The organism is Streptomyces sp. JB150, from assembly GCF_011193355.1.
GTDB lineage: Bacteria > Actinomycetota > Actinomycetes > Streptomycetales > Streptomycetaceae > Streptomyces.
On the sequence record NZ_CP049780.1, the window covers coordinates 3,977,955 to 4,001,923 of the forward strand.

At 74.2% G+C, this 23,969-nt stretch carries 19 protein-coding genes and 3 pseudogenes; 19 read left to right on the forward strand and 3 right to left on the reverse strand.

Annotation, left to right across the window (positions count from 1 at the left end; translation table 11 throughout):
- Positions 1 to 76 precede the first annotated feature (76 nt).
- The gene (gene clpB, locus G7Z13_RS18600) at positions 77 to 2,695 is read left to right on the forward strand and encodes an ATP-dependent chaperone ClpB (protein WP_166000760.1); all 2,619 of its coding nucleotides are present in this window, start codon (positions 77 to 79) and stop codon (positions 2,693 to 2,695) included.
- 406 nt (positions 2,696 to 3,101) lie between these two features.
- On the opposite strand, the gene G7Z13_RS18605 is transcribed toward clpB, so the two are convergent.
- Positions 3,102 to 3,593 (reverse strand): hypothetical protein, encoded by a 492-nt coding sequence (locus G7Z13_RS18605; protein WP_166000762.1) that lies wholly within the window; start codon positions 3,591 to 3,593, stop codon positions 3,102 to 3,104.
- A 139-nt stretch (positions 3,594 to 3,732) separates the two neighbouring features.
- On the opposite strand from G7Z13_RS18605, the gene G7Z13_RS18610 reads away from it, so the two are divergent.
- Positions 3,733 to 4,260 carry a YbjN domain-containing protein gene (locus G7Z13_RS18610; protein ID WP_166000764.1) on the forward strand — a complete coding sequence of 176 codons (528 nt, stop codon included), beginning with the start codon at positions 3,733 to 3,735 and terminating at the stop codon, positions 4,258 to 4,260.
- A 36-nt stretch (positions 4,261 to 4,296) separates the two neighbouring features.
- On the opposite strand, the gene G7Z13_RS18615 is transcribed toward G7Z13_RS18610, so the two are convergent.
- Positions 4,297 to 5,487, reverse strand: a complete 1,191-nt coding sequence (locus G7Z13_RS18615; protein ID WP_166000766.1) for a pyridoxal phosphate-dependent aminotransferase — start codon at positions 5,485 to 5,487, stop codon at positions 4,297 to 4,299.
- A 246-nt stretch (positions 5,488 to 5,733) separates the two neighbouring features.
- On the opposite strand from G7Z13_RS18615, the gene G7Z13_RS18620 reads away from it, so the two are divergent.
- The 13 genes and pseudogenes from G7Z13_RS18620 to kynU all read left to right on the forward strand — a co-directional run bounded on the left by G7Z13_RS18620 (position 5,734) and on the right by kynU (position 18,874).
- Positions 5,734 to 7,377 (forward strand): serine hydrolase, encoded by a 1,644-nt coding sequence (locus tag G7Z13_RS18620; protein ID WP_166000768.1) that lies wholly within the window; start codon positions 5,734 to 5,736, stop codon positions 7,375 to 7,377.
- 894 nt (positions 7,378 to 8,271) lie between these two features.
- Complete coding sequence (locus G7Z13_RS18630; RefSeq protein WP_166000771.1) at positions 8,272 to 8,790, forward strand: DUF2617 family protein; 519 nt, start codon at positions 8,272 to 8,274, stop codon at positions 8,788 to 8,790.
- Between the two features lie 90 nt (positions 8,791 to 8,880).
- The gene (locus tag G7Z13_RS18635; protein WP_166000773.1) at positions 8,881 to 10,470 is read left to right on the forward strand and encodes a polyamine aminopropyltransferase; all 1,590 of its coding nucleotides are present in this window, start codon (positions 8,881 to 8,883) and stop codon (positions 10,468 to 10,470) included.
- 170 nt (positions 10,471 to 10,640) lie between these two features.
- Positions 10,641 to 10,820, forward strand: a pseudogene (locus tag G7Z13_RS34130) (histidine kinase dimerization/phosphoacceptor domain-containing protein); the annotation flags it as partial.
- Positions 10,821 to 10,895: 75 nt separating this feature from the next.
- Positions 10,896 to 11,139 (forward strand): annotated as a pseudogene (locus G7Z13_RS18645) (LuxR C-terminal-related transcriptional regulator); the annotation flags it as partial.
- Positions 11,140 to 11,204: 65 nt separating this feature from the next.
- On the forward strand, positions 11,205 to 12,035 hold the full coding sequence (locus G7Z13_RS18650; protein WP_166000775.1) for an SRPBCC family protein: 831 nt from the start codon (positions 11,205 to 11,207) through the stop codon (positions 12,033 to 12,035).
- Between the two features lie 62 nt (positions 12,036 to 12,097).
- On the forward strand, positions 12,098 to 12,886 hold the full coding sequence (locus G7Z13_RS18655) for an aldose 1-epimerase (protein ID WP_166000778.1): 789 nt from the start codon (positions 12,098 to 12,100) through the stop codon (positions 12,884 to 12,886).
- Positions 12,887 to 12,896: 10 nt separating this feature from the next.
- Positions 12,897 to 13,469, forward strand: a complete 573-nt coding sequence (gene pyrE / locus G7Z13_RS18660; protein WP_166000780.1) for an orotate phosphoribosyltransferase — start codon at positions 12,897 to 12,899, stop codon at positions 13,467 to 13,469.
- Between the two features lie 155 nt (positions 13,470 to 13,624).
- Positions 13,625 to 14,647 carry a class II fructose-bisphosphate aldolase gene (gene fbaA / locus G7Z13_RS18665; RefSeq protein ID WP_166000782.1) on the forward strand — a complete coding sequence of 341 codons (1,023 nt, stop codon included), beginning with the start codon at positions 13,625 to 13,627 and terminating at the stop codon, positions 14,645 to 14,647.
- A 138-nt stretch (positions 14,648 to 14,785) separates the two neighbouring features.
- On the forward strand, positions 14,786 to 16,276 hold the full coding sequence (locus tag G7Z13_RS18670) for an MFS transporter (protein ID WP_166000784.1): 1,491 nt from the start codon (positions 14,786 to 14,788) through the stop codon (positions 16,274 to 16,276).
- A gap of 12 nt (positions 16,277 to 16,288) precedes the next feature.
- Entirely contained in the window at positions 16,289 to 16,702 is a 414-nt protein-coding gene (locus tag G7Z13_RS18675; protein WP_166000786.1) for a DUF3151 domain-containing protein, read from the forward strand.
- Positions 16,703 to 16,857: 155 nt separating this feature from the next.
- Positions 16,858 to 17,697 carry a tryptophan 2,3-dioxygenase family protein gene (locus tag G7Z13_RS18680; protein WP_166000788.1) on the forward strand — a complete coding sequence of 280 codons (840 nt, stop codon included), beginning with the start codon at positions 16,858 to 16,860 and terminating at the stop codon, positions 17,695 to 17,697.
- The gene (gene kynU / locus G7Z13_RS18685; RefSeq protein WP_166000790.1) at positions 17,690 to 18,874 is read left to right on the forward strand and encodes a kynureninase; all 1,185 of its coding nucleotides are present in this window, start codon (positions 17,690 to 17,692) and stop codon (positions 18,872 to 18,874) included. Before G7Z13_RS18680 ends, kynU begins: the two co-directional genes overlap by 8 nt.
- On the opposite strand, the gene G7Z13_RS18690 is transcribed toward kynU, so the two are convergent.
- On the reverse strand, positions 18,871 to 19,482 hold the full coding sequence (locus G7Z13_RS18690; protein ID WP_166000792.1) for a TetR/AcrR family transcriptional regulator: 612 nt from the start codon (positions 19,480 to 19,482) through the stop codon (positions 18,871 to 18,873). The genes kynU and G7Z13_RS18690 overlap by 4 nt on opposite strands.
- 215 nt (positions 19,483 to 19,697) lie before the next feature.
- On the opposite strand from G7Z13_RS18690, the gene G7Z13_RS18695 reads away from it, so the two are divergent.
- From G7Z13_RS18695 to G7Z13_RS18710, 4 genes and pseudogenes are all read left to right on the forward strand, one after another.
- Entirely contained in the window at positions 19,698 to 20,609 is a 912-nt protein-coding gene (locus tag G7Z13_RS18695; protein WP_166000795.1) for an alpha/beta hydrolase, read from the forward strand.
- A 557-nt stretch (positions 20,610 to 21,166) separates the two neighbouring features.
- A pseudogene (locus G7Z13_RS33720) lies at positions 21,167 to 21,811 on the forward strand (alpha/beta hydrolase); the annotation flags it as partial.
- A gap of 20 nt (positions 21,812 to 21,831) precedes the next feature.
- On the forward strand, positions 21,832 to 23,220 hold the full coding sequence (locus G7Z13_RS18705) for a sensor histidine kinase (protein ID WP_166005077.1): 1,389 nt from the start codon (positions 21,832 to 21,834) through the stop codon (positions 23,218 to 23,220).
- Positions 23,217 to 23,891, forward strand: a complete 675-nt coding sequence (locus G7Z13_RS18710; RefSeq protein WP_166000797.1) for a response regulator transcription factor — start codon at positions 23,217 to 23,219, stop codon at positions 23,889 to 23,891. The genes G7Z13_RS18705 and G7Z13_RS18710 overlap by 4 nt, the downstream gene beginning before the upstream one ends.
- Positions 23,892 to 23,969: the final 78 nt, after the last annotated feature.

Here is a 23,969-nt window from a genome sequence, read left to right on the forward strand (position 1 = left end):
GAATAGACTCAACTTTGTGTACGTTGCCTTCGTCAGTATGGATGACGGCTGACGACGCCAGGAGGAGAACGCGAACGTGGACGCCGAGCTGACCAACCGGAGCCGTGACGCGATCAACGCGGCCGGCAACCGGGCCGTGACGGAGGGGCACCCGGACCTCACGCCGGCTCACCTGCTCCTGGCTCTGCTCCAGGGTCAGGACAACGAGAACATCACCGACCTGCTCGTCGCCGTCGAGGCGGACCTCGCGGCCGTCCGCGCCGGCGCCGAGAAGATCCTCGCCGGGCTGCCCAGCGTGACCGGCTCGACGGTCGCGCCGCCGCAGCCCAACCGGGAGCTGCTCGCCGTCATCGCGGACGCGCAGGCGCGCGCCCGCGACCTCGGCGACGAGTACCTGTCCACGGAGCACCTGCTGATCGGCCTCGCCGCCAAGGGCGGCCACGTCGCCGAGCTGCTCGCCCGGCAGGGCGCGAGCGCCGAGAAGCTGCAGGAGGCCTTCCGCACCGCCCGCGGCGGCCGCCGGGTGACCACCCCGGACCCCGAGGGGCAGTACAAGGCGCTGGAGAAGTTCGGCACCGACCTCACCGCCGCCGCCCGCGAGGGCCGGCTCGACCCGGTCATCGGCCGGGACACCGAGATCCGGCGCGTGGTGCAGGTGCTGTCGCGGCGTACGAAGAACAACCCGGTCCTCATCGGTGAGCCCGGCGTCGGCAAGACCGCCGTCGTCGAGGGGCTCGCCCAGCGGATCGTGAAGGGCGACGTGCCCGAGTCGCTGAAGGACAAGCGGCTGGTGGCGCTCGACCTCGGCGCGATGGTCGCGGGCGCGAAGTACCGCGGCGAGTTCGAGGAGCGGCTGAAGACGGTCCTCGCCGAGATCAAGGCCTCCGACGGGCAGGTCATCACCTTCATCGACGAGCTGCACACCGTGGTCGGCGCGGGCGCCGGCGGCGACTCCGCGATGGACGCGGGCAACATGCTCAAGCCGATGCTGGCGCGCGGTGAGCTGCGCATGGTCGGCGCGACCACCCTGGACGAGTACCGCGAGCGGATCGAGAAGGACCCCGCGCTGGAGCGCCGCTTCCAGCAGGTGCTGGTCGCCGAGCCCAGCGTCGAGGACACCATCGCGATCCTGCGCGGGCTCAAGGGGCGCTACGAGGCCCACCACAAGGTGCAGATCGCGGACAGCTCGCTGGTCGCCGCCGCCGCGCTCTCCGACCGGTACATCACCTCCCGCTTCCTGCCCGACAAGGCGATCGACCTCGTCGACGAGGCCGCGTCCCGGCTGCGCATGGAGATCGACTCCTCGCCCGTCGAGATCGACGAGCTCCAGCGCGCCGTCGACCGGCTGAAGATGGAGGAGCTGGCGCTGAGCCGGGAGACCGACGAGGCCTCCCGCGAACGCCTGGAGAAGCTGCGCCGCGACCTCGCCGACAAGGAGGAGGAGCTGCGCGGCCTCACCGCCCGCTGGGAGAAGGAGAAGCAGTCCCTGAACCGGGTCGGTGAGCTGAAGGAGAAGCTGGACGAGCTGCGCGGCCAGGCCGAGCGCGCCCAGCGCGACGGCGACTTCGACACCGCGTCCAAGCTGCTCTACGGCGAGATCCCGGCCCTGGAGAAGGAGCTGGAGGCCGCCTCCGAGGCCGAGGAGGAGGTGGCGAAGGACACCATGGTCAAGGAGGAGGTGGGTCCCGACGACATCGCGGACGTCGTCGCCTCCTGGACCGGCATCCCGGCCGGCCGCCTGCTGGAGGGCGAGACGCACAAGCTGCTGCGCATGGAGGAGGAGATCGGCAAGCGGCTGATCGGCCAGCAGGAGGCCGTGCGGGCGGTGTCGGACGCGGTGCGGCGCTCGCGCGCGGGCATCTCCGACCCCGACCGGCCCACCGGCTCCTTCCTCTTCCTCGGCCCGACGGGCGTCGGCAAGACGGAACTGGCGAAGGCGCTCGCTGACTTCCTCTTCGACGACGAGCGGGCCATGGTCCGCATCGACATGTCGGAGTACGGCGAGAAGCACAGCGTGGCCCGGCTGGTCGGCGCGCCGCCCGGATACGTCGGCTACGAGGAGGGCGGCCAGCTCACCGAGGCCGTCCGGCGCCGTCCGTACTCCGTGGTCCTGCTGGACGAGGTGGAGAAGGCCCACCCCGAGGTCTTCGACATCCTGCTCCAGGTGCTGGACGACGGCCGGCTCACCGACGGCCAGGGCCGCACGGTCGACTTCCGCAACACCATCCTGGTGCTGACGTCGAACCTGGGCAGCCAGTTCCTGGTCGACCCGCTCACCACCGAGGCGGAGAAGAAGGAGCAGGTGCTGGAGGTGGTCCGGGCCTCTTTCAAGCCGGAGTTCCTGAACCGGCTCGACGACCTCGTGGTGTTCTCGGCGCTGACCAAGCCGGAGCTGGAGCACATCGCGCGCCTCCAGATCGACCGTCTCGCCCAGCGCCTCGCCGAGCGGCGCCTCACGCTCGACATCACGCCCGAGGCGCTGGCCTGGCTCGCGGAGGAGGGCCTGGACCCGGCCTACGGCGCCCGCCCGCTGCGCCGCCTCGTCCAGACCGCCATCGGCGACCGCCTCGCCAAGGAGATCCTCTCCGGCGAGATCAAGGACGGCGACACGGTCCGCGTCACCCGCTCCCCCGACGGCCTCCACGTGGGCCCGGCCACGTCCCCGCAGCCGGCGGACCTGGGCAAGACCCTCTGACCCCGTCACCGGCCGCCGCAGCCGACCCCGGCTCCGGTGGCCGCACGGCGGTTCCGGCGGCCGTGCTGCCACGGCGGCCGTGGAGGGCGCGGGGACCGCGTCCCACGGTGGCTGTGCGTCGCCCTCGGGGACGTGCGGCCGAGGCCGACGTCGTGCGCGTCCGCCCTTCCCCCGGCAGCCGTTCCCCGGCATCTCCGGCTCCGGTGTGGCGGGTGCGCGGAGGTTTCGGCGGTGGGGCCTCAGGGCGGCCGGAGGGCATGTGGGGACCGCGTCCCACGGTGACCCACGGGTGGCTGTGCGTCGCGTGCGTCGCCCTCGGTGGGGCGGGCGGTCCGAGGCCCGCGACACGCGCGCCCGACCGGCCCCCCGGCAGCCGCCCCGCGCTCCGCGGTGGTACGGCCGCCGGTCACACCGTGAACGCCGACAAGCGCACCAGGACCGTGCGCGGGCTCTCGTGGTCCACGAGTACCTCGGTGGTGTGCGCGCCGAAGCCCGGGGAGGTCTCGCCGGGCATGTGGACGTCCTCGTCGGTGAAGCCGACGCGCAGGCAGAGGTCGGTCGTGTCGCCCGCGCAGAGGTCCGTGCGCCGGGGCACGCCCGGGTAGGTGCGGTCGAGCCAGGCGGACAGATCGGCGCGCGGGAGGCGGAACTCGGCCGCGTACCGGGTGTCCAGCCAGCTCTCGACGGTGCAGTCCGCGTCGTACGCGCGTTCCGGCAGTCGCGCCCCGCCGAACGCGAGCGCTTCGGCGCACGACGCCTGCTTGGGCCCGCCGCCGCGTGGATAGTCGGAAGGGGAGGCCGCGGCGGTCACCACCTCCGCGACCAGCCAGACCGACAGCAGTGCGGGGAGCGCCCCGACCGCCGCCACCGGCCCCCGTCGGACGCGTCCCCGTGCCATACCGTCTCCCCGCTGTTCACCGGCTCCGCGCCGACCGGCCGGATCATGTCAGCCGAAGGCTGACAGGCCGCGTCGGGGCTTGCCACCCCCCGCCCCGCATGGGGGAGGATGGCGGGATCCGTACGAAGGGAAATTCACGGTGAGCATCGACCCGTCCTCGATTCCGAACTTCGGGGGCCAGCCCCAGCCGCAGCCCCAAGGACCGGCGGGCCCCGTCGTCCCGAATCAGGACCTTGTGAAGCAGCTCCTGGACCAGATGGAGCTGAAGTACGTCGTCGACGAAGAAGGCGACCTCGCGGCGCCGTGGGAGCAGTTCCGTACGTACTTCATGTTCCGCGGTGAGGGCGACCAGCAGGTCTTCTCGGTGCGGACGTTCTACGACCGGCCGCACGACATCGAGGAGAAGGCGCGGCTGCTGGAGTCGATCGACGACTGGAACCGCCGCACCCTGTGGCCGAAGGTCTACACGCACACCCACGACGACGGCACCGTCCGCCTCATCGGCGAGGCGCAGATGCTGATCGGCCCCGGGGTCAACCTGGAGTTCTTCGTGTCGTCGACGGTCAGCTGGGTGCGCGCGGCGATCGAGTTCGACAGGTGGCTGATCGAGCAGCTCGGCCTGGAGCAGGAGATCGACGACGCGGACAAGCCGGAGGGCGAGGAGTAATCCCCTCGCCCGTCCACAGCCTGTGGATACGGCGGCTCAGCCCGCGAGGGACGTGAGCCGCCGTACCGCCTCCTCCAGCACCGCCGTCCGCTTGCAGAACGCGAACCGCACGAACGGCGCGCCCGCGTCGCGGTGGTCGTAGAAGACCGCGTTGGGGATGGCCACCACCCCCGCGCGCTCGGGCAGCGCGCGGCAGAAGGCGAAGCCGTCCCGCTCGCCGAGCGGCCGGATGTCGGTGGTGACGAAGTACGTACCGGTGGTGCGGAAGACGCCGAAGCCCGCCTTCGCCAGTCCCGCCGAGAGCAGGTCCCGCTTGGCGCGCATGTCCGCGCGGAAGGCCTCGAAGTACGACTCGGGCAGCGCCAGCGCCTCGGCCACCGCGTACTGGAACGGCCCCGACGCCACGTACGTCAGGTACTGCTTCGCCGACCGCACGGCCGTGACCAGCCCGGCCGGCGCGGTGATCCAGCCGACTTTCCAGCCGGTGAACGAGAAGCTCTTGCCCGCCGACCCGATCGTCACCGTCCGCTCCCGCATCCCGGGGAACGTCGCCAGCGGCACGTGCTCGGCGTCGTCGAACACCAGGTGCTCGTACACCTCGTCGGTCACCACCAGCAGGTCCCGCTCCACCGCCAGCTCCGCGATCGCGGCCAGCTCGGCGCGGGTGAGCACGGTGCCGGTCGGGTTGTGCGGGGTGTTGACGAGCAGCAGCCGGGTGCGGTCGGTGACCGCCGCGCGCAGCTCGTCCAGATCGAGCCGGAACGTGTCGCCGTCCGGCCGCAGTGTCACGGGCACCCGCCGGCCGCCCGCCATCGCGATGCAGGCCGCGTACGAGTCGTAGTACGGCTCCAGCGCGATCACCTCGTCGCCGGGCTCCAGCAGGGCCAGCAGGGAGGCGGCGATCGCCTCCGTCGCGCCCACCGTGACCAGCACCTCGCTGTCCGGGTCGAAGGCCAGGCCGTAGCGGCGCTCCTGGTGCGCGGCGATCGCGGCGCGCAGCTCGGGGACGCCGGGGCCCGGCGGGTACTGGTTGCCGCGTCCGTCGCGCAGCGCCCGTACGGCCGCCTCGCGGATCTCCTCGGGGCCGTCCGTGTCGGGGAAGCCCTGGCCCAGGTTGATCGCCCCGGTCCGCACGGCCAGCGCGGACATCTCGGCGAAGATCGTCGTGCCGAACTCGGCGAGGCTGCGGTTGAGGAAGGGGCGCGCGGTGGAGGTCATGGCGGCCATCCTGCGCCGAAGCCGAGGCCTTCCTCAACCGGGCCCCGCAGACCGGCTCCCCTGGCCGGCTCCCCTGGCCGGCTCCCCTGGCCGGCTCCCCTGGCCGGCTCCCCTGGCCGGTTCCGTCGGCCTGTTCCGTTGACTGTTTCGTCGGCCGGTTCCCTTGGCCGGTTCCGTTGACCGTTTCGTCGGCCGGTTCCCCTGATCGGCCTGCGCCGGTGTGCCGGTCGGGGGACGCGGGTCTTCGATGGGCCTATGCCCCGACACGATCGCGTTCGCTTCCGCTCCGTGCGCGCCGCCGCGGTCGCGGCCGCGGGACTGGTGGCGGCCCTGGCCGCCGGCTGCACCGGGGCCGACACCGACACCGACACCGCCGCCGTCGCGCGGTCGGCCGCCGCCACGTCGCCGTTGCCCACCGTCCCGCCGGCCCAGCCGCCGTCGCAGATCACCCGCGCGGAGGTCGAGACCGCGGTCGGCCGGCTGGACGGCGTCGTACGGGATCTCATGCGCCGCACCGGGGTGCCCGGTGTCGCGGTCGGCGTGGTGCACGACGACGAGGTGGTGTACGCGAAGGGGTTCGGCGTGCGCGAGGCGGGCACGCAGGACCGGGTGGGCGCGGACACCGTCTTCCAGCTCGCCTCGGTCTCCAAGCCGCTCGCGTCCACGGTGGTCGCCGCGGCCGTGGGGGAGAAGACGGTCGGCTGGGACGACCCGGTCGTCGAGCACGACCCCGGCTTCGCCCTGAAGGACCCGTGGGTCAGCCGCCGTGTCACGCTGGCCGACCTGTTCTCGCACCGCAGCGGACTGCCCGACCACGCCGGAGACCTCCTGGAGGACCTCGGCTACGACCGCTCGTACATCCTGGGCCACCTGCGGTACGAGCCGCTGGCGCCCTTCCGCGCCGACTACGCGTACACCAACTTCGGGCTGACCGAGGCCGGCGTCGCCACCGCGCGGGCGGCCGGGACCAGCTGGGAGGAGCTGTCCGCCGAGAAGCTGTACCGGCCGCTGGGCATGGACTCCACCAGCTCTTCCTTCGCCGACTACGAGAAGGCGCGCGACAAGGCCGCCCTGCACGTGCGCAGCGGGGACACCTGGCGCGCCGTCCATGTGCGGGACGCGGACGCCCAGAGCCCGGCGGGCGGGGCCAGTTCCACGGTCCGGGACATGACGAAGTGGATGCGCCTGCAACTGGGCGGGGGCACGTTCGAGGGGCGGCGGGTCGTCGACGCCGACGCGCTGGCCCAGACCCATCTGCCGCACATGCTCTCCGAGCCGCCGCACGCCCCCACGGGCCGGTCCGGGTTCTACGGGCTCGGCTGGAACGTGGGCTACGACGACCGGGGGAGGCTGAAGCTCGGCCACTCCGGCGGGTTCGCGCTGGGGGCGGCCACCCACGTCGCCCTGCTGCCCTCGGAGAAGCTGGGCATCGTCGCCCTGACCAACGGCCAACCCGTCGGCCTGCCCGAGGCGATCACCTCCACGTTCCTCGACACCGCGCAGACGGGCGGGCCCACCGTCGACTGGCTGGCCTTCCTCGGCCCGCTCATCGAGCAGAGCCTGACGGCGGGCCGCTCACCGGTCGACTACGCCAAGCCCCCCGCCTCACCCGCCCCCGCCGAGGCGGCCGACGCCTACACCGGCACGTACGCCAACGACTACTACGGCCCGATGACCGTCAGCGCCCGGGACGGCGACCTCACCATGCGGCTCGGGCCCGCGCAGCGGGAGTTCCCGCTGCGCCACTACGACGGCGACACCTTCAGCTACCGCACCACCGGCGAGAACGCCGTCGGCCTCTCCGGCGTGACCTTCACCGTCGCCGACGGCCGCGCGGAAAAGGTCCGCGTCGAAAACCTCGACACCACCGGCCTCGGCACCTTCACCAGGACCGACTGACCCCACCGGTCACGGCCGTACCGCGCCGGACGGCCACCACGCAGCCCGCGAGGCCGGCGTCCCCTCGGCCGTCCTCCGCCCGAAGCTCTGGAGTTGCTCAACTCTGCTTTGGCCGTCCCGCGGGGCGGGCATCCCCCGGGCACGCACGACACGAGGCGCCCACGGGGGGCCGCTTCGGGGGAAGAAAGGAGGGTGGCGCCATGGTCATCGGCATCATCCTGGCGGTCGTGGCCGTAGTCATCGCGGCGGGTGTGCTGGCGAGCCGGAGTGCCCGGCGGGCGCCCGCGCGGGGGCCGGTCCGGTCGGGGGGCCGCGCCGGGTCGGGCGGCAGCACACACGGCAGCACCCACGGCAGCAGCAGCGCGGACAGCAGCTGGTGGGTGGTCGGCGCGGCGGGCGTGGGGGACAGCGGTTCGTCGTCCTCGGACTCGTCGTCGTCGGACTCGGGGTCCGGGTCCTCGGGGCACAGCTCGGGCGGGCACTCCTGCGGGAGCGGCTCGTCGTCGTCCTGCGGAGGCGGGTCCTCCTGCGGGGGCGGCGGAGGATGCGGGGGAGGCAGCTGACACGGGGCAGCCGAGCTCCGCGGGGGGAACCGCATCCCCAGGGCGCCCGCCGGCGACGACCGGCGGGCGCCCGCCTGTTCGCGCCCCGCTCCGGCGCGCGCCGTCGACGCGGAGGCGTACGCCCTGGTTGAACAGTTGAGCTGAGGAGCCCTCTGAGGGATGGAAATCCTACGAAGTTGGGTAAAAACGCTGTGGCGGTGCCACTGTTCATGATTCCCTCTCCATCACCAACGCAGCCCCTCGGACGTCCTGGCGGACACCCTTCCTGGCTGGGCTGACCGGGCCGATCTCCCGGCGTCGATCTCTCTTTGCGTGCTAGCGGAGCCGATCCATGCTCACGACCCTGAACACCTCCTACACCGACACGCGCGCGGCCGACCTCGCCTGGGCCCTGGGCCGTGAACCCCTGCCCGCCCTCGCCACCCTCGACCTCGAACTGGCCGGTGCCACACTCCAGTTGCGCCTGCTCGGCGCCTCCCACCAGGTGCTCGTGGAGGAGGAGGGGGTCACCTGTTCGGAGACGGTGGCGTGCATCCCCGGCAGCAGCACACCCCTGCCGCTCGGCGTCGCCAAGCGGGTCGGCGACTGGGAGTACGAGTTCGCCGCCCGCGTCGAGGTGCTGTCACCGGGCTCCTTCGCCGGCCGCGCCCAGGAACTCCTCGCCCTCGTCTCCGACCACCCCAACGGCCTCGCCGGTGTCTTCCCCGGCAGCCCGCACGCCTTCACCGCCATGCTGGCGCAGCGCCACGAGGGCCAGGTGCACTGGCGCACCTGGCACGCCTATCCCCAGGACGGGCAGCTGGTGGCGACGCGCACCCGGGTCGGCAACCGGGTGCCGGTGAAGGCCTGACACGGTTCAAACCCGCGGTGCGCCGTCCGCCCGCAGGTCCACACGTGTGGGTGACGAAGCGCGCCACACCCGTGACGTAACGTCGCAGTCGTGATCGATCCGCACGCGCCGGCGCGGCCCGGCGCCCCGCCGTCCCGGTGCGGTCCCGCGCGGCTGCCCGTCCGTCCGGGAACCGGGCGGTGCCTGGTCCTCGCGGGCGTGTTCGTCTGCGCGGCCTGCGGACTCGTGTACGAACTCGAACTGCTCGCGCTCGCCGCGTACCTGACGGGCGACTCGGTCACCCAGACGTCCGTCGTGCTGTCCGTCATGGTCTTCGCGATGGGCGTCGGCTCCCTGGTCGCGAAGCGGCTGCGCCACCGCGCCGCCGTCGGCTTCGGCGCCGTCGAGGCGACGCTCGCCCTGGTCGGCGGCTGCAGCGCGATGGCCCTGTACGCCGTCTTCGCGTGGGCCGGCGACTGGGGCGGACTGTGGGGTGGCGCGCCCCGGGCGCTGATGGTCGCCTTCTCGCTCACCATCGGCCTGCTGATCGGCGCCGAGATCCCGCTGCTGATGGAACTCATCCAGCGCGTCCGCCGCCAGGACGCGGGCCGCGCGGTGGCCGACCTGTTCGCCGCGGACTACGTCGGCGCGCTGGTCGGCGGCCTCGCCTTCCCCTTCCTCCTGCTGCCGCTGATGGGCCAGTTGACGGGCACGCTGCTCACCGGCGCGGTCAACGTCGCGGCCGGCGGCGCCCTGGTGCTCGGCCTGTTCGGCCGCGACCTCACCCGCCGCGCCCGGCTGGCGCTGCTGGCCGTCAACGCCACCGTGCTCGGCGTGCTCGGCGGGGCCGCCGTCCTCGTCGACGACTTCGAACGCGCCGCGCGGACCGCTGTGTACGGGGCGGACGTCCGGGTCGCGCTGCGCACCGACGTCCAGGAGGTCGTCCTCACCGGCGGCACCCGCGGCCGCCCCCTCGACCTGTTCCTCGACGGCCGGCTGCGGGTCAGCGCCCGCGACGGACACCGCTACCACGAGGCGCTGGTCCACCCCGCGATGAACGGCCCGCACGCGCGCGTGCTGATCCTCGGCGGCGGCGACGGGCTGGCCGCGCGGGAGGTGCTGCGCTTCGCGGGGGTGCGGCGGGTGCGCGTGGTGGAACGCGACGCCCAGCTGGTGCGGCTCGCGCGGACGGACCCGGCCCTGTCCGCGCTGAACGGCCACGCCTACGACGACCCGCGCGTGCGGGTCACCACGGCGGACGCCTTCCGCTGGCTGCGCGGGGCGCCGCACGCCGCGTACGACGTGGTCGTCGCCGACCTGCCCGGCCCGCGCCTCGCGGCCGGCCCCCAGCTGTACTCGCAGGAGTTCTACGGCCTGGCCCGCCGCGCCCTCGCCCCGGACGGCCGGCTGGTGGTCCACGCGGGCCCGGCGACCGTCCGCCCCCGCGTCTACTGGACCGTCGACAGCACCCTGCACGCCGCCGGCCTGCACACCACCCCCTACCTCGACACCCGCGACCGCGGCCTCATCCTCGCCGCGCCCGGCGCCCGCCCGCCGCTGCGCCTGGACGGCCGCCCCGGCGCGCCGCGCCCCCGCACCCTCACCCCCGCCCGGCTGACCGCCGGGCGCGCCTCGGCGGCGGCCACCCGGGTGCCGGGGCTGCCGCCGTCGACGCTGATGCACCCGCGCTACCGGCACTGACCGGCGCACGCGCGCGTGCGGCGGCCCGCCCCGCCTCCCCCAGGAGCTGGCGCCGGCCCCCGGCGGTGCTGTGGCGGTTCGGGCACGACGCCCGCCGGACCACCGAACTGACCCGGCAGCTGCGCGCGGAACAGGCGGAACGGGCCCGGCGCGAGGTCGCCGAGGAGCGGGTGCGGATCGCCCGGGAACTGCACGACGTGGTCGCCCATCACATGGCCGTCATCAACGTCCAGGCCGGACTCGCCCGGTTCGTCTTCGACTCCGACACGGGCACCGCCCGCGACGCCCTGGACACCATCACCGGCGCCAGCGGCGCGGCGCTCGCCGAACTGCGCCGCATGCTGGGCTTGTTGCGCGCCGACGGCACCCCCTCCGCCGAGGGCGCCTCCGCGGCGTACACCAGCCGGGCGCCCGGGCCGTCCGGGGACGCCGGGCCGCCGCCCGGCCTAGAGGTGCTGACCGGGCGGGAGGTGGAGGTGCTGACCCTGGTCGGCCGGGGGCTGACCAACGCGGAGGCCGCCAACCGCCTGTTCATCAGCGGCCACCGTCAAGACGCACCTCAACCGCACGATGGCCAAGCTGGGCCTCGCCGGCCGGGCCCAGGCGGTCGTGGTGGCCTACGAGACGGGGCTGGTGACACCGGGCGGGCCGGGCGCCGCGGGCGGGTGACGCGGGGGCACGGGCGGCTGCCGAACGGGTTGTGTCCGGGCCGTCACTGGGTAGGCTCCGACGACATGGAGCACGAGGTGTTCGTACCGGTACCGGCCGACCGGCTCAAGGCGGCGCTCACGGACCCCGCGCGGGTCGCCCGGGCGGTCCCCGGGCTCCAGCAGGAGGCGGGCGCCGAGCCCGTCGCGGGGCGGCTGAAGCTGCGGGCGGGCGGCACCACCATCACCTACCGGGGCACGGCCGAGGTCTCCGCGCGCGACGACGGGGCGCACACCCTCGTCGGCGAGGGCGCCGAGACCCGCGGCACCGGCACCGTCAAGCTCTCCCTGACCCTGCGCCTGCGCCCCGAGGACGAGGGCACCACCGTCGTCTTCGAGGGCACGGCCTCGGCGGACGGCCGGATCACCGAGCTGCCCGAGGACGCGGTGCGCTCCGCGGCGACCCGGCTGCTGAACCGTTTCGCGGAGAACCTGGGGGAGGAGGCGGGCGACGAGCCCGCGGACGACGAGCCCGCGGACGACGAGCCCGCGGCCGTCGGCGGCGAGGATGCCCCGCGCACCGCGCCCGACGACGTGACCCGCGCCGAGGCCAGGGACTCCCTCTTCGACACCGAGGTCCCGCCGCCCTCCCTCGACCCGGACACCGACGACGCGGGCGAGTCCGACGCCTCGTGGGACTCCTCGCAGCCGCCCGCCGAGGCCGCGCACGCCCGGCGCACGATGATCGGCCGCAGCGCGGAGGAGGTCGACCACGCCCCGCCGCGCGGCCGCTACGCCCCCGTGCCCGCCCCGCAGACGGTGGCCCGCTCCGGCGCCCTGCGCTGGGCGGCCCCCGCCGCGGCCCTGGCCGTCGCCTCGGCGATCGTCGTCGGCAGGGCCCTGCGCAGACGCCGCTAGGCGGTGCCCGGCGTGTCCGAAAGGCGGGTACGCCCTCTTGATCAGCCCAGTAGGGTCGTCTCGTGAGTAACGAAGACATCACGCTGACCGCGGGAGACGCGGAGGTGACCCTCGCACCCGGCAACGGCGGCCGGGTCGCGGGACTGCGGCTCGGCGGGACCGAGCTGCTGCGGCAGGGCGACCGTTTCGGCTGCTTCCCCATGGTGCCCTGGTGCGGCCGGATCCGCGACGGCCGGTTCCGGGACGGCGCGGAGGAGCGCCAGCTGCCGCTGAACGCTCCCCCGCACGCCATCCACGGCACCGCCCGCGACGCCGCGTGGAACGTGGCCCGCGCCACCGCGGACGAGGCGGTCCTCACGTACGACCTGACCGACCCCTGGCCCTACCCCGGCCGCGTCACCCAGGTGTTCGCCCTGACCCCGGACGCCCTGACGCTGACCATGGCCGTCGAGACGTACGCGTCGTCCTTCCCGGCGCAGGTGGGCTGGCACCCGTGGTTCCACCGCACCCTCGCCGGCGCCGACGTGGAGATCGACTTCTCCCCGGCCTGGCAGGAGGAGCGCGGTGCGGACCACCTGCCCACCGGCAACCGGATCGACCCCCAGCCGGGCCCGTGGGACGACTGCTTCGGGATGCCCGACGGTGTGGACGTCACCCTGACCTGGCCCGGTGTGCTGCGGCTGAAGGTCACCAGCCCCGAGCAGTGGGTCGTCGTCTACGACGAGCAGGAGGCCGCCGTGTGCGTGGAGCCGCAGACCGGCCCGCCCAACGGCCTGAACACCGCGCCGCGCCTGGTCACGCCGCTGGAGCCGCTGGAGGCCACCACGACCTGGAGCTGGACGCGCCTCTAAGCTGTTCGGCATGACGGACGTCAACGAAGCAACGCCGCCCGGCGCACGCGCGGCGCTGCTGCAGCAGATCAAGGACAAGGCCGTGGTGCACGGCAAGGTGACCCTCTCCTCGGGTCTCGAGGCCGACTACTACGTCGACCTGCGCCGCATCACCCTGGACGGCGAGGCCGCCCCGCTGGTCGGCCAGGTGCTGCTGGACCTGACCGCGGACCTGGAGTTCGACGCGGTCGGCGGCCTGACCATGGGCGCCGACCCGGTCGCCGCCGCCATGCTGCACGCCGCCGCCGCGCGCGGGCAGCGGCTGGACGCGTTCGTCGTCCGCAAGGCCGCCAAGGCGCACGGCCTCCAGCGCCGTGTCGAGGGCCCGGACATCGCCGGCCGCCGGGTGCTGGTGGTCGAGGACACCTCCACCACCGGCGGCTCCCCGCTGACCGCGGTGGAGGCGGTGCGCGAGGCGGGCGCCGAGGTCGTCGCCGTCGCGACCATCGTCGACCGCGCGACCGGCGCCGCGGAGAAGATCCAGGAGGGCGCGGGGGTGCCCTACCTGTACGCCTTCTCCAAGGACGAGCTGGGCCTCGACTGACCTCGCGGCCTTCTGTGCCGCCCACGGCTCGGACGGCCCCATGGACCTTCCGGCCGAGTCTGGAAAGATGGGCCCGACGATGACGTCGCCCCCATGGTCTAGGTCAGGGCCGTAAACGCACCACACGCCCACCCGCACATACAAGGAGCGGACAGATGCCCATCGCAACCCCCGAGGTCTACAACGAGATGCTCGACCGGGCGAAGGCAGGCAAGTTCGCCTACCCGGCCATCAACGTCACCTCGTCGCAGACCCTGCACGCGGCGCTGCGCGGCTTCGCCGAGGCCGAGAGCGACGGCATCATCCAGATCTCGACGGGCGGCGCCGAGTTCCTGGGCGGCCAGCACAACAAGGACATGGTCACCGGCGCGGTCGCCCTGGCCGAGTTCGCGCACATCGTCGCCAAGAAGTACGACGTGACGATCGCCCTGCACACCGACCACTGCCCGAAGGACAAGCTCGACGGGTACGTCCGTCCGCTGCTGGCGATCTCCGAGGAGCGCGTCGCGCGCGGCGAGAACCCGCTGTTCCAGTCCCACATGTGGGACGGCTCCGCGGAGACCCTGGCCGACAACCTGGCCATCGGCCAGGAGCTGCTGGCCCGCGCCCAGGCCGCCAGGATCATCCTCGAGGTGGAGATCACCCCCACCGGCGGTGAGGAGGACGGCGTCACCCACGAGATCAACGACGAGCTGTACACCACCGTCGACGACGCGATCCGCACCGCCGAGGCCCTGGGCCTGGGCGAGAAGGGCCGCTACCTGCTGGCCGCGTCCTTCGGCAACGTCCACGGCGTGTACAAGCCGGGCAACGTCGTGCTCCGCCCCGAGCTGCTGAAGGAGCTGAACGAGGGCGTCGCCGCCAAGTTCGGCAAGGCCTCCCCGTTCGACTTCGTCTTCCACGGCGGTTCCGGCTCCACCATCGAGGAGATCCACACCGCGCTGGAGAACGGCGTCGTGAAGATGAACATCGACACGGACACCCAGTACGCCTTCACGCGTCCGGTCGCCGACCACATGTTCAAGAACTACGACGGCGTCCTCAAGGTCGACGGCGAGGTCGGCTCCAAGAAGACCTACGACCCGCGCACCTGGGGCAAGCTGGCCGAGGCGGGCATGGCCCAGCGGGTCGTCGAGGCCTGCCAGAGCCTGCGGTCGGCCGGTACGAAGCTGAAGTGAGCCCGGCGGCGCCGGCCGGTCACCCCGGCGGCGCCGAGCCGTCACTCCCCGCGGCGCTGAGCCGTCACCCCCTGCGGCGCTGAGCCGTACGCGTCGAGCCCGGTGCCCCGGCACCGGGCTCGCTGTATACCTGGGAACATGCCCGACGTCCGGCTGGCCTCCCCCCAGGGCAGGTGGCTTCTGCTCGCCACGGTCCTCGGCTCCGCCATGGTCCTGCTGGACTCCACGGTCGTGGGCGTCGCCCTGCCCCGCATCGGCCGCGACCTGGACGCCGACCTGGCCGTCCTGCAGTGGACGGTCAACGCGTACCTGCTGACCCTGGCCGGGCTGATCCTGCTCGGCGGGGCGCTCGGCGACCGCTACGGCCGCCGCAGGGTCTTCGTCCTCGGCGTGGTGTGGTTCGCCGTCGCCTCTCTGCTGTGCGGGCTCGCCCCGAACGCGGGCGTACTGGTCGCCGCCCGCGCCCTCCAGGGCGTCGGCGGCGCTCTGCTCACCCCCGGGTCGCTGGCGCTGATCCAGGCCTCCTTCCACCCCGACGACCGGGGCCGGGCGGTCGGCCTGTGGTCCGGGTTCGGCGGCATCGGCGCGGCCGTCGGACCGTTCCTGGGCGGCTGGCTGGTGGACGGGCCCGGCTGGCGCTGGGTGTTCCTGATCAACGTGCCGCCGGCCCTGCTGTGCGTGCTGGTCGCCCTGCGTCACGTACCCGAGTCCGCGGACCCGGGCGCGCGCGGCCGCTTCGACGTCCTCGGCGCCGCGCTGGGCGCGCTGGCGCTGGCGCTGCTGACGTACGCCCTGATCGAGGCGCACGCGGGCACCCTGACCGTGGTCGTCACGGCGGGCGCGGGCCTGCTCGCCGCCGTCGCGTTCGTCGGCGTCGAGCGGCGGCGGCCGGACCCGATGATGCCGCCGGACATCTTCGCCTCCCGCCAGTTCACCGCGGTCAACGTGATCACCCTGTGCGTGTACGCGGCCTTCGGCGGCTTCTTCTTCCTCGCCGTCCTCCAGCTCCAGGTCGTCTCCGGCTACTCGGCGCTCGGCGCGGGCACCGCCCTGCTGCCGGCCACGGCCCTGATGCTGCTGTTCTCCGCCCGCGCCGGCGAGCTGGGCGAGAAGACCGGCCCCCGCCTGCCGCTGACCGTGGGCCCGCTGCTGTGCGCGGCCGGGATGCTGCTGATGCTGCGGGTCGGGCCGGAGGCGTCGTACGCCGCGGACGTGCTGCCCGCGCTGGTGGTGCTCGGCCTCGGCATGGTCACCCTCGTCGCCCCGCTGACCGCGACCGTCCTCGGCTCCGTCGACACCGCGCGGGCGGGCCTGGCCAGCGGCATCAACAACGCCGCCGCGCGGGTGGCGGGCCTGCTCGCGGTCGCCGCGCTGCCGCTGCTCGCCGGGATGGGGCCGGAGGCGTACCGCTCGCCGGCCGCCTTCGACGCCGCGTTCGGCCGGTCCATGCTGTGGTGCGCGGGCGTGCTCGCCGTGGGCGCGGCCCTGGCCTGGGCGACCGTACGCCGGCCCGCGCCGGGCTGCCGCCACCCGCAGTGCCGTACTCACTGCGGGGTGCAGGCACCGCCGCTGGAGGGCGACCCGTCGGCCGCGTCCGGAGGGCCACCGGCCGATGACACCCCCCAGTGACAGACTGAACCCATGACGATTCACGAGAACCTGCTCGGGGGCCCGCCCCCGACCCACCTCCCCGACGACCCGGAGCCGCGCGAGCTGCTGGCCGGCGGCACCCCCGCCGCCGAGGTCGCCGCGAAGTACCCGACCTCGTCGCTGGCCTGGGCCCGCCTGGCCGACGAGGCGTTCGAGCGGGGCAGCACGGTGGAGTCGTACGCCTACGCCCGCACCGGCTACCACCGCGGCCTGGACGCGCTGCGCCGCAACGGCTGGAAGGGCCACGGCCCGGTGCCGTGGGAGCACGAGCCGAACCGCGGCTTCCTGCGCGCCCTGCACGCCCTCGCCCGCGCCGCGCAGGCGATCGGCGAGCAGGAGGAGTACGAGCGCTGCTCGCAGTTCCTGAAGGACTCCTCGCCGACGGCGGCGCAGACGCTGGGCTGAGTCCCGCGCGCCGGTGAGGCCCGCCTGGTCAGGTGTGACCGGGCGGGCCTTGCGATGTTGCCGGGCATTGCGCAGGATGCGGGGTGGGGACCGGGGCCCCCGTGCCGGTAACGGCAGGGGCGGACCGCTACCCGGAGCAACAACAGGAGACAGCGATGTCCCACGAGGCTCAGCACATCCACGAGCCCGAGACCCCGCATCTCGACTTCCAGGGGACCACCCCGTACGAGGACTACGTCAAGGCCGACGTCCTCACCCATCTCCAGCACACCCTCTCCGACGATCCCGGGGAGATGGTGTTCCTGGTCACGACCCAGGTCATGGAGCTGTGGTTCACCTGTGTCGTCCACGAGTGGGAGACGGCCGCGAAGGCGCTGCGCGAGGACGACGTCCCGGTGGCGATCGCCGCGCTGAAACGATCCGTCCGCGAGCTGGAGGCGCTCAACGCGTCCTGGAAGCCGCTCGGCCAGCTCACGCCCGCGCAGTTCAACGCCTACCGCGGCGCCCTGGGCGAGGGCTCCGGATTCCAGTCCGCGATGTACCGGCGGCTGGAGTTCCTGCTGGGTGAGAAGTCCGCGTCCATGCTGGTCCCGCACCGGGGCGCGCCCCGCGTCCACGCGGAACTGGAGAAGGCCCTGCACGAGCCCAGCCTCTACGACGAGGTGCTGCGGCTGCTGGCCCGCCGCGGCCACGCCATCCCGGCGTCCGTCCTGCAGCGTGACGTGTCCCGGCGCTACGAGCCGTCGGAGGAGGTCGAACGGGCCTGGGCCGCCGTCTACTCCGGCGACGAGAGCGACGAACTCGCCCGCCTCGGCGAGGCGTTGACGGACGTGGCGGAACTGGTGTGGCGCTGGCGCAACGACCACCTGGTCGCCACCCGCCGCGCCATGGGCGCCAAGCCCGGCACGGGCGGCTCGGCCGGTGTGGCCTGGCTGGAGAAGCGGGCGCGCAAGAACGTCTTCCCGGAGCTGTGGACGGCGAGGTCGTATGTCTGACCTCACGGCACGGGCCGAAGAACTGGACGCGGCCGACGAACTGGCCGCGAAACGCGCCGAGTTCGTCCTCGACGACGTCGTCTACCTGGACGGCAACTCGCTGGGCGCGCTGCCCGCCGTCGTCCCCGGACGGGTCGCCGACGTCGTCTCCCGCCAGTGGGGCGAACTGCGCATCCGCTCCTGGGAGGAGAGCGGCTGGTGGACCGCGCCCGAGCGGATCGGCGACCGGATCGCCCCGCTGCTCGGCGCCGCCCCCGGGCAGGTGGTGGTCGGCGACTCCACCAGCGTGAACATCTTCAAGGCGCTGGTCGCGGCGGTGCGCATGGCCGGGGACGGGCGGGACGAGATCCTCGTCGACGCGACGACCTTCCCCACCGACGGCTACATCGCCGCGTCGGCGGCCCGCCTGACGGGCCGCACGCTGCGCCCGGTGGCCCCGGCCGAGGTGCCGGACGCGCTGGGCGACCGTACGGCCGCCGTGCTCCTCAACCACGTCGACTACCGCACCGGCCGGCTGCACGACCTGCCGGCGCTGACGGCCGCCGCGCACCGCGCGGGCGCCCTCGCCGTCTGGGACCTGTGCCACAGCGCGGGCGCCCTGCCGGTCGGCCTCGACGAGCACGGCGTCGACCTGGCGGTCGGCTGCACCTACAAGTACCTGAACGGCGGCCCCGGTTCACCCGCGTACCTCTACGTGCGCGCCGAGCACCAGGACCGCTTCGACTCCCCGCTGCCCGGCTGGAACTCCCACGCGGAGCCCTTCGGGATGCGCCCGGAGTACGAGCCCGCGCCGGGCGCCCTCCGCGGCCGGGTCGGCACGCCCGACATCCTCTCCCTGCTCGCGCTGGAGGCGGCCCTCGACGTCTGGGACGGGGTCTCCGTCGAGGCGGTGCGCGCCAAGTCGCTGGCCCTCACGGACTTCTTCCTCGAGTGCGTGTCCGCGTACGTGCCGTCGGGCCGCGTCGAGTCCGTGACCCCCGTCCCGCACGCGGAACGCGGCAGCCAGGTCGCGCTGCGCTGCGCCGACGCCGGTGAGGTCATGAAGCGCCTGATCGGGCGGGGCGTGGTCGGCGACTTCCGCGCCCCGGACGTCCTGCGGTTCGGCTTCACCCCGCTGTACGTGGGGTTCGCGGACGTGGAGCGGGCGGCGCGGGTGCTGGGGGAGGTGCTGGACTAGGGGGTGTCGGTCACGTACACCCCCGCCACGGCGGCGGCGTGGGCCGCGCGCGCGGCGCGCTCCGCGGCGGGGGCGTCGGGGACGGTCCCCAAGGTCAGCAACCCGTAGTACAGGGGGGCGGACACGGCCCGTACGACCGCCCGGGGGTCCGTGCCCGCGGGCAACTCGCCGCGGGCCACCCCCTGTTCCACACAGGGGGCCCACTCGTCCACCCGGACCTCGTAGAACCGGCGCAGCGCCGCAGCCGTCCGCTCGTCGCAGGTCGCCGCGGCGATCACCGCCCGGAACAGCGCCCCTTGCCGGGGGTCGGCCAGGGTGCGCTGCACCAGCGAGGCGTTGGCCCGCAGGTCCCCGAGCACCGAGCCGGTCTCCTCCCGGGGCGACGACTGCTCGGCCATGTCCACGAGCAGGTCGGCGACGAGCCCCGTGACCGATCCCCACCGCCGGTAGACGGTCGTCTTGCCGACCTCCGCCCGCCGTGCCACGTCCGCGAGATCGAGCCGGTCGAAGCCCTGCTCCGCGAGCACGTCTCCCGCGGCCCGCAGCACCGCGGCGCGGACTCGGGCGGTCCGTCCTCCGGGACGTACGGTGCCGGGTTCGGCGGACATGGCGGCCTCCTCGGTGCACGCGGGGGACCCCTGAGGGTCGTCCCTTCGTCGTCCCTGTGTCGTCCCTCCAGGGTAACGAAACAGCAGAACCGTTTACCCCTCACCGAGCGTGACATCCCCATGTCCCCGCACGTCACCCGCCTGATACCGTCCCGGCCAACGGCCTGATACCCACCCGGTCCGCCAAGAAGGTCTCATCGCTGAGAGGTTGGAGCATGACGGACGACGTCGCAGCAGCACGGGCCGCCGCCGAGGAGGAGTCGGCCTTCTCGCATCCGCCCGTCGCCCCCGACGCCACCGCCGCGTACGGGGACCATCCCGACCAGGTGATCGACTTCTACGTCCCGCGCGGCACCGAGCCCGCCGGCCCCACGTCCCTCGCACCGCTGGTCGTCGTCCTGCACGGGGGCGCCTGGCGGGCCCCGTACGACCGTCGTCACATCAGCCCGTTCGCCGGCTTCCTGGCCCGCAGGGGCTTCGCGGTGGCGAGTGTGGAGTACCGGCGCGGGGCACCGGAGGGGGCCGCGGGCGGGGCGCGGGAGGGCGGTGCCGACGGGCCGCATGCCGCCGGGCGCTGGCCGGACACCTTCGACGACGTGGCCGCCGCGCTCGACGCCCTGCCCGCGCTGGCGCGCGGAGCCGTGCCGCAGGCCGATCCCGGCCGTACGGTGCTCACCGGGCACTCGGCCGGCGGCCACCTCGCGCTGTGGGCCGCCGCCCGGCACCTGCTGCCCGCCGACGCGCCCTGGCGCACCGACGGACCCGCCCCGCTGCGCGGGGTCGTCGCCCTCGCCCCGATCGCCGACTTCACGGTCGCGGACAAGCTCGACGTGTGCGGCGGCGCGGTGCGTCAACTCCTCGGCGGACAGGACGCGTTCGCCGAGCGGCAGCCGTACGCCGACCCGGCGCTGCTGCTGCCGACGGGCATCGCGACGACCCTGGTCCAGGGGCGTACCGACCGGGACGTTCCGCAGGCGGTCGCCGAGGCGTACGCGGACGCGGCGGCCAAGGCCGGGGAGGTCGTCGGGCTGACGCTGCTGGAGGACGTCGGCCACTTCCCGCTGATCGACCCGGCGGCGGACGCCTGCGCGGTGGTGGCGGAGGAGATCGCGCAGCTGGCGTGGTGAGGGGGAGACGCCGGGCGGGCCGGGCGGGCCGGGCGGGCGTCCGGACCGTGGCCCTCGTCATACCCGTAGTACCTGAGAGCTACGTCCGCGAAGAGCTCCGCGGCGGGACGCGGGCGACGCCTCGCGCTCCGTAACTTCCCTGGTGAGCCTGCCCGATGGACGGGCGGGCCGGAAGGGAAGCGACCATGGAGCCGACCGCCGAACCGGGCCGCGGCACCTCCGGCGGCCTCAGCGTCCCCGGCACTCCGGGCCCGCACAGCGCCCCCGGAGCCCCCGTCACTCACGGTGCCCTCGGCGCTCCCGGCACGCAGGGCGCCTCCGCCGTCCCTGGTGCCCGCGGCGCCCTCGGCACTGCCGGCGCGCAGGGCACCCTCAGCGCTCCCGGCCTACAGGGCGCCTCCGGGGCTTCCGGCGCGCACAGCGCCCTCGCCGTCCCTGGTGCTCGCAGCGCTCCCGACACTCCCGGCACGCAGGGCACCCCCAGCGCTCCCGGCCCGCACGGTGCCTCCGGGGCTCCCGCTGCCCGCAGTGGCCTTCGCACCGCCGGCGTCTCGCCGGTGCGCCGCGGTGGTGTGCGCCGCCGCCGTGCGCCCCGACGGGTGCGCGCTCTGCTCGCCCTGCTCATCACCGTCTGTGTGGTGTTCCCGCTGTCCGCCGCCGCGCGTCCCTCGATCCCGGCCCCGGCCCCGGCCGTCCTCCCCCCGCTCACCGCGGCCACGCTGGACACGGCGTACGCGGCGAACCGCGCCAACGCCGCGCGGGCCGCCCGGATGGCCGCCGCGCACGGCGACCGGCACCGCGCGGACGCGGACCGCGCCCTGGCCGCCGCGTCCCGCCGGCTCCTCGCCTTCGACGGCCGCGGCAGCGGCCGGGTCGTCGAGGTCTTCGGCGACCTCGCCCGCGCGGAGCGCGTCGCCGTGCTGGTCCCCGGCTCCGACACCTCCCTCGACACCTACGGCCGCTTCCGCGCGACGGCGACCGCCCTGCACCACCGGCTCACCGCCGAGGACGGCCGCGCGGCCGGACGGGTCGCGGTGGTGGCCTGGCTCGGCTACGACACCCCCGGCACGGTCAGCACCGCCGTCCTCACGCCCGGCCGCGCCGACCAGGCCGCCCCCGCGCTGAACGAGTTCCTGCACCGGCTGTACGCCGTAACGGGCCGCGACACCCGCGTCTCCCTGCTGTGCCACTCCCGGGGGACCGGGTACGGGTCTGGCTGCGCGTGCTGCGCGACGACCTGTGCACCCTCGCGGCGGACCCGTTGCCCCCGTTCGTGTGGCTGCGCTGGCTCCCGCACGGCCTGGTGTGCCTGACCGCGGTCGCCCTCACGGTCGGCGATCTGGCGCAGCTGCAGGACCACGGCGCGCTCGGCTTCGGTTTCGCCCTGCCGATCGCCGCGGCGAAGGGCGGCGCGGTGGCGCTCGCGCTGTGGCGGCCGCTGCCCGCCTGGTGGCTGTCGACGGCGGCGTTCGTGGTCGGGGCCGTGGCGCTGCGGCAGCGGCAGCTGTCGGGCGCCGCCGACGAGTTCACCTGGCCGTGGACCTCCGCCGGGATCATCGCGGGCCTGCTCGTGCTGCTGCTGCTCGCGCTGCGGGTGCCCAGCCGGGTGTCCGCCGAGGCGCTGTTCGTCACACTGGCGCTGACCTGGGCGCTGCAAGGCCTGCTGGGCGCACCGGACTACCAGAGCACCGGCGTCCTCGCGATCGCCCTCTTCGCCGTCGCCGTCATCCTCGGCATGGCCCTGCGCGGCCACCGCGAGGCCCGGGCCGAACTCGGCCGGCAGGCCACCATCACCGCCGAGGAACGCGCCCGCCGCACCGTGCTGGAGGAGCGCAACCGGATCGCGTGGGAGCTGCACGACGTGGTCGCCCACCACATGTCGGTGATCTCCATCCAGGCCCAGGTCGCCCCCCACCTGGTGGAGAACCCGCCGGAGGAGCTGAAGGAGAACCTGGCCGGCATCCGGCAGAACGCGCTGGAGGCGCTGACCGAACTGCGGCGCGTCCTCGGCGTGCTGCGCTCGGAGAACCCCGGGGACCCCTACGGCCTGGGCGAGTCCGGGGCCGGCGCGGCGCCGGACGCCCCGCAGCCCACCCTGGACCGCCTGGACGCGCTGATCGGGAACACCAGGGCGGCCGGGCTGAAGGTGGCCGCCGAGGTGCGGGGCCGGCCGGAGTCGCCGTATCCGCCCGGCGTGGAGCTGTCGGCGTACCGGATCGTGCAGGAGGCGCTGAGCAACGCGCTGCGGCACGCGCCGGGTTCCCGCGTGCGCGTCGTGGTCGACCACATGCCGGAGGGTCTGCTCCTGGACGTGGTCAACGGCCGTCCGGAGCGCCCGGCCCCGCCCTCCCCGGGCGCCGGGCACGGGCTGCTCGGGATGCGGGAGCGCGCGGCGATGCTCGGCGGGCACGTCACCGCGTCGCCGACCCTGCACGGCGGATTCCAGGTCAACGCCTTCCTGCCCAGGGACGGCGCCATCGACGGCTCCGACGAGGACCTGCGCGGCCTGCCGGAGGCGGAGTACATCTTTCCCGGCCCACCGACCGACCGACCGAAAGCCCCACCGAACGACCCATCGACAGACCCACCGACAGGAGAAGAGACCCCATGACGAGCGGCACGATCCGCGTACTCATCGCCGACGACCAGCAGATGGTCCGGCAGGGCTTCACCGTGCTGCTCAACACCAAGCCCGACATCGAGGTGATCGGCCAGGCGGTGGACGGCCTGGACGCGGTCGCCAAGGTCGCCGAACTCGACCCGGACGTCGTGCTGATGGACATCCGCATGCCGGAGCTGGGCGGTATCGAGGCCACCCGCCGCGTCACCGCGTCCACCCAGCGCACCCGGGTGCTGGTGCTGACCACCTTCGACCTCGACGAGTACGTGTACGAGGCGCTGCGGGCCGGAGCCTCCGGGTTCCTGCTGAAGGACGCCTCCGCCGACCAGCTCGCCGAGGCGGTCCGGGTGGTCGCCGCGGGGGACGCGCTGCTCGCGCCCGGTGTCACCCGGCGGCTGATCACCGAGTTCTCCCGCCTGGAGGGCGCGCCGCGCGCCCCGCTGAAGGAACGCGTCGCGGATCTCACCGAGCGCGAGACGGAGGTCCTCGCCCTGATCGCGCGCGGCCTGTCCAACGCGGAGATCGCCCGTCAGCTGGTGGTCGCCGAGCAGACCGTGAAGACGCACGTGGGCCGCATCCTGGTGAAACTGGGGCTGCGTGACCGGACCCAGGCGGCGGTGTTCGCGTACGAGTCGGGGCTGGTGCGGCCGACGGGCTACTGAGCGGGGGCGACCCGTAGTACCTGAGACGGACGCCGAAGGACCCGTCTGCGTGGTGACGACGGTGACCCCCCGACCGGC

Excerpts from the sequence above, each read along its gene's own strand:
- G7Z13_RS18605 (WP_166000762.1), bottom strand. The coding sequence starts at position 3,593 with ATGGCACGGGGACGCGTCCGACGGGGGCCGGTGGCGGCGGTCGGGGCG.
- G7Z13_RS18615 (WP_166000766.1), bottom strand. The coding sequence starts at position 5,487 with ATGGCCGCCATGACCTCCACCGCGCGCCCCTTCCTCAACCGCAGCCTC.
- G7Z13_RS18620 (WP_166000768.1), top strand. The coding sequence starts at position 5,734 with ATGCCCCGACACGATCGCGTTCGCTTCCGCTCCGTGCGCGCCGCCGCG.
- G7Z13_RS18630 (WP_166000771.1), top strand. The coding sequence starts at position 8,272 with ATGCTCACGACCCTGAACACCTCCTACACCGACACGCGCGCGGCCGAC.
- G7Z13_RS18650 (WP_166000775.1), top strand. The coding sequence starts at position 11,205 with ATGGAGCACGAGGTGTTCGTACCGGTACCGGCCGACCGGCTCAAGGCG.
- pyrE (WP_166000780.1), top strand. The coding sequence starts at position 12,897 with ATGACGGACGTCAACGAAGCAACGCCGCCCGGCGCACGCGCGGCGCTG.
- fbaA (WP_166000782.1), top strand. The coding sequence starts at position 13,625 with ATGCCCATCGCAACCCCCGAGGTCTACAACGAGATGCTCGACCGGGCG.
- G7Z13_RS18670 (WP_166000784.1), top strand. The coding sequence starts at position 14,786 with ATGCCCGACGTCCGGCTGGCCTCCCCCCAGGGCAGGTGGCTTCTGCTC.
- G7Z13_RS18675 (WP_166000786.1), top strand. The coding sequence starts at position 16,289 with ATGACGATTCACGAGAACCTGCTCGGGGGCCCGCCCCCGACCCACCTC.
- G7Z13_RS18680 (WP_166000788.1), top strand. The coding sequence starts at position 16,858 with ATGTCCCACGAGGCTCAGCACATCCACGAGCCCGAGACCCCGCATCTC.
- kynU (WP_166000790.1), top strand. The coding sequence starts at position 17,690 with ATGTCTGACCTCACGGCACGGGCCGAAGAACTGGACGCGGCCGACGAA.
- G7Z13_RS18690 (WP_166000792.1), bottom strand. The coding sequence starts at position 19,482 with ATGTCCGCCGAACCCGGCACCGTACGTCCCGGAGGACGGACCGCCCGA.
- G7Z13_RS18695 (WP_166000795.1), top strand. The coding sequence starts at position 19,698 with ATGACGGACGACGTCGCAGCAGCACGGGCCGCCGCCGAGGAGGAGTCG.
- G7Z13_RS18710 (WP_166000797.1), top strand. The coding sequence starts at position 23,217 with ATGACGAGCGGCACGATCCGCGTACTCATCGCCGACGACCAGCAGATG.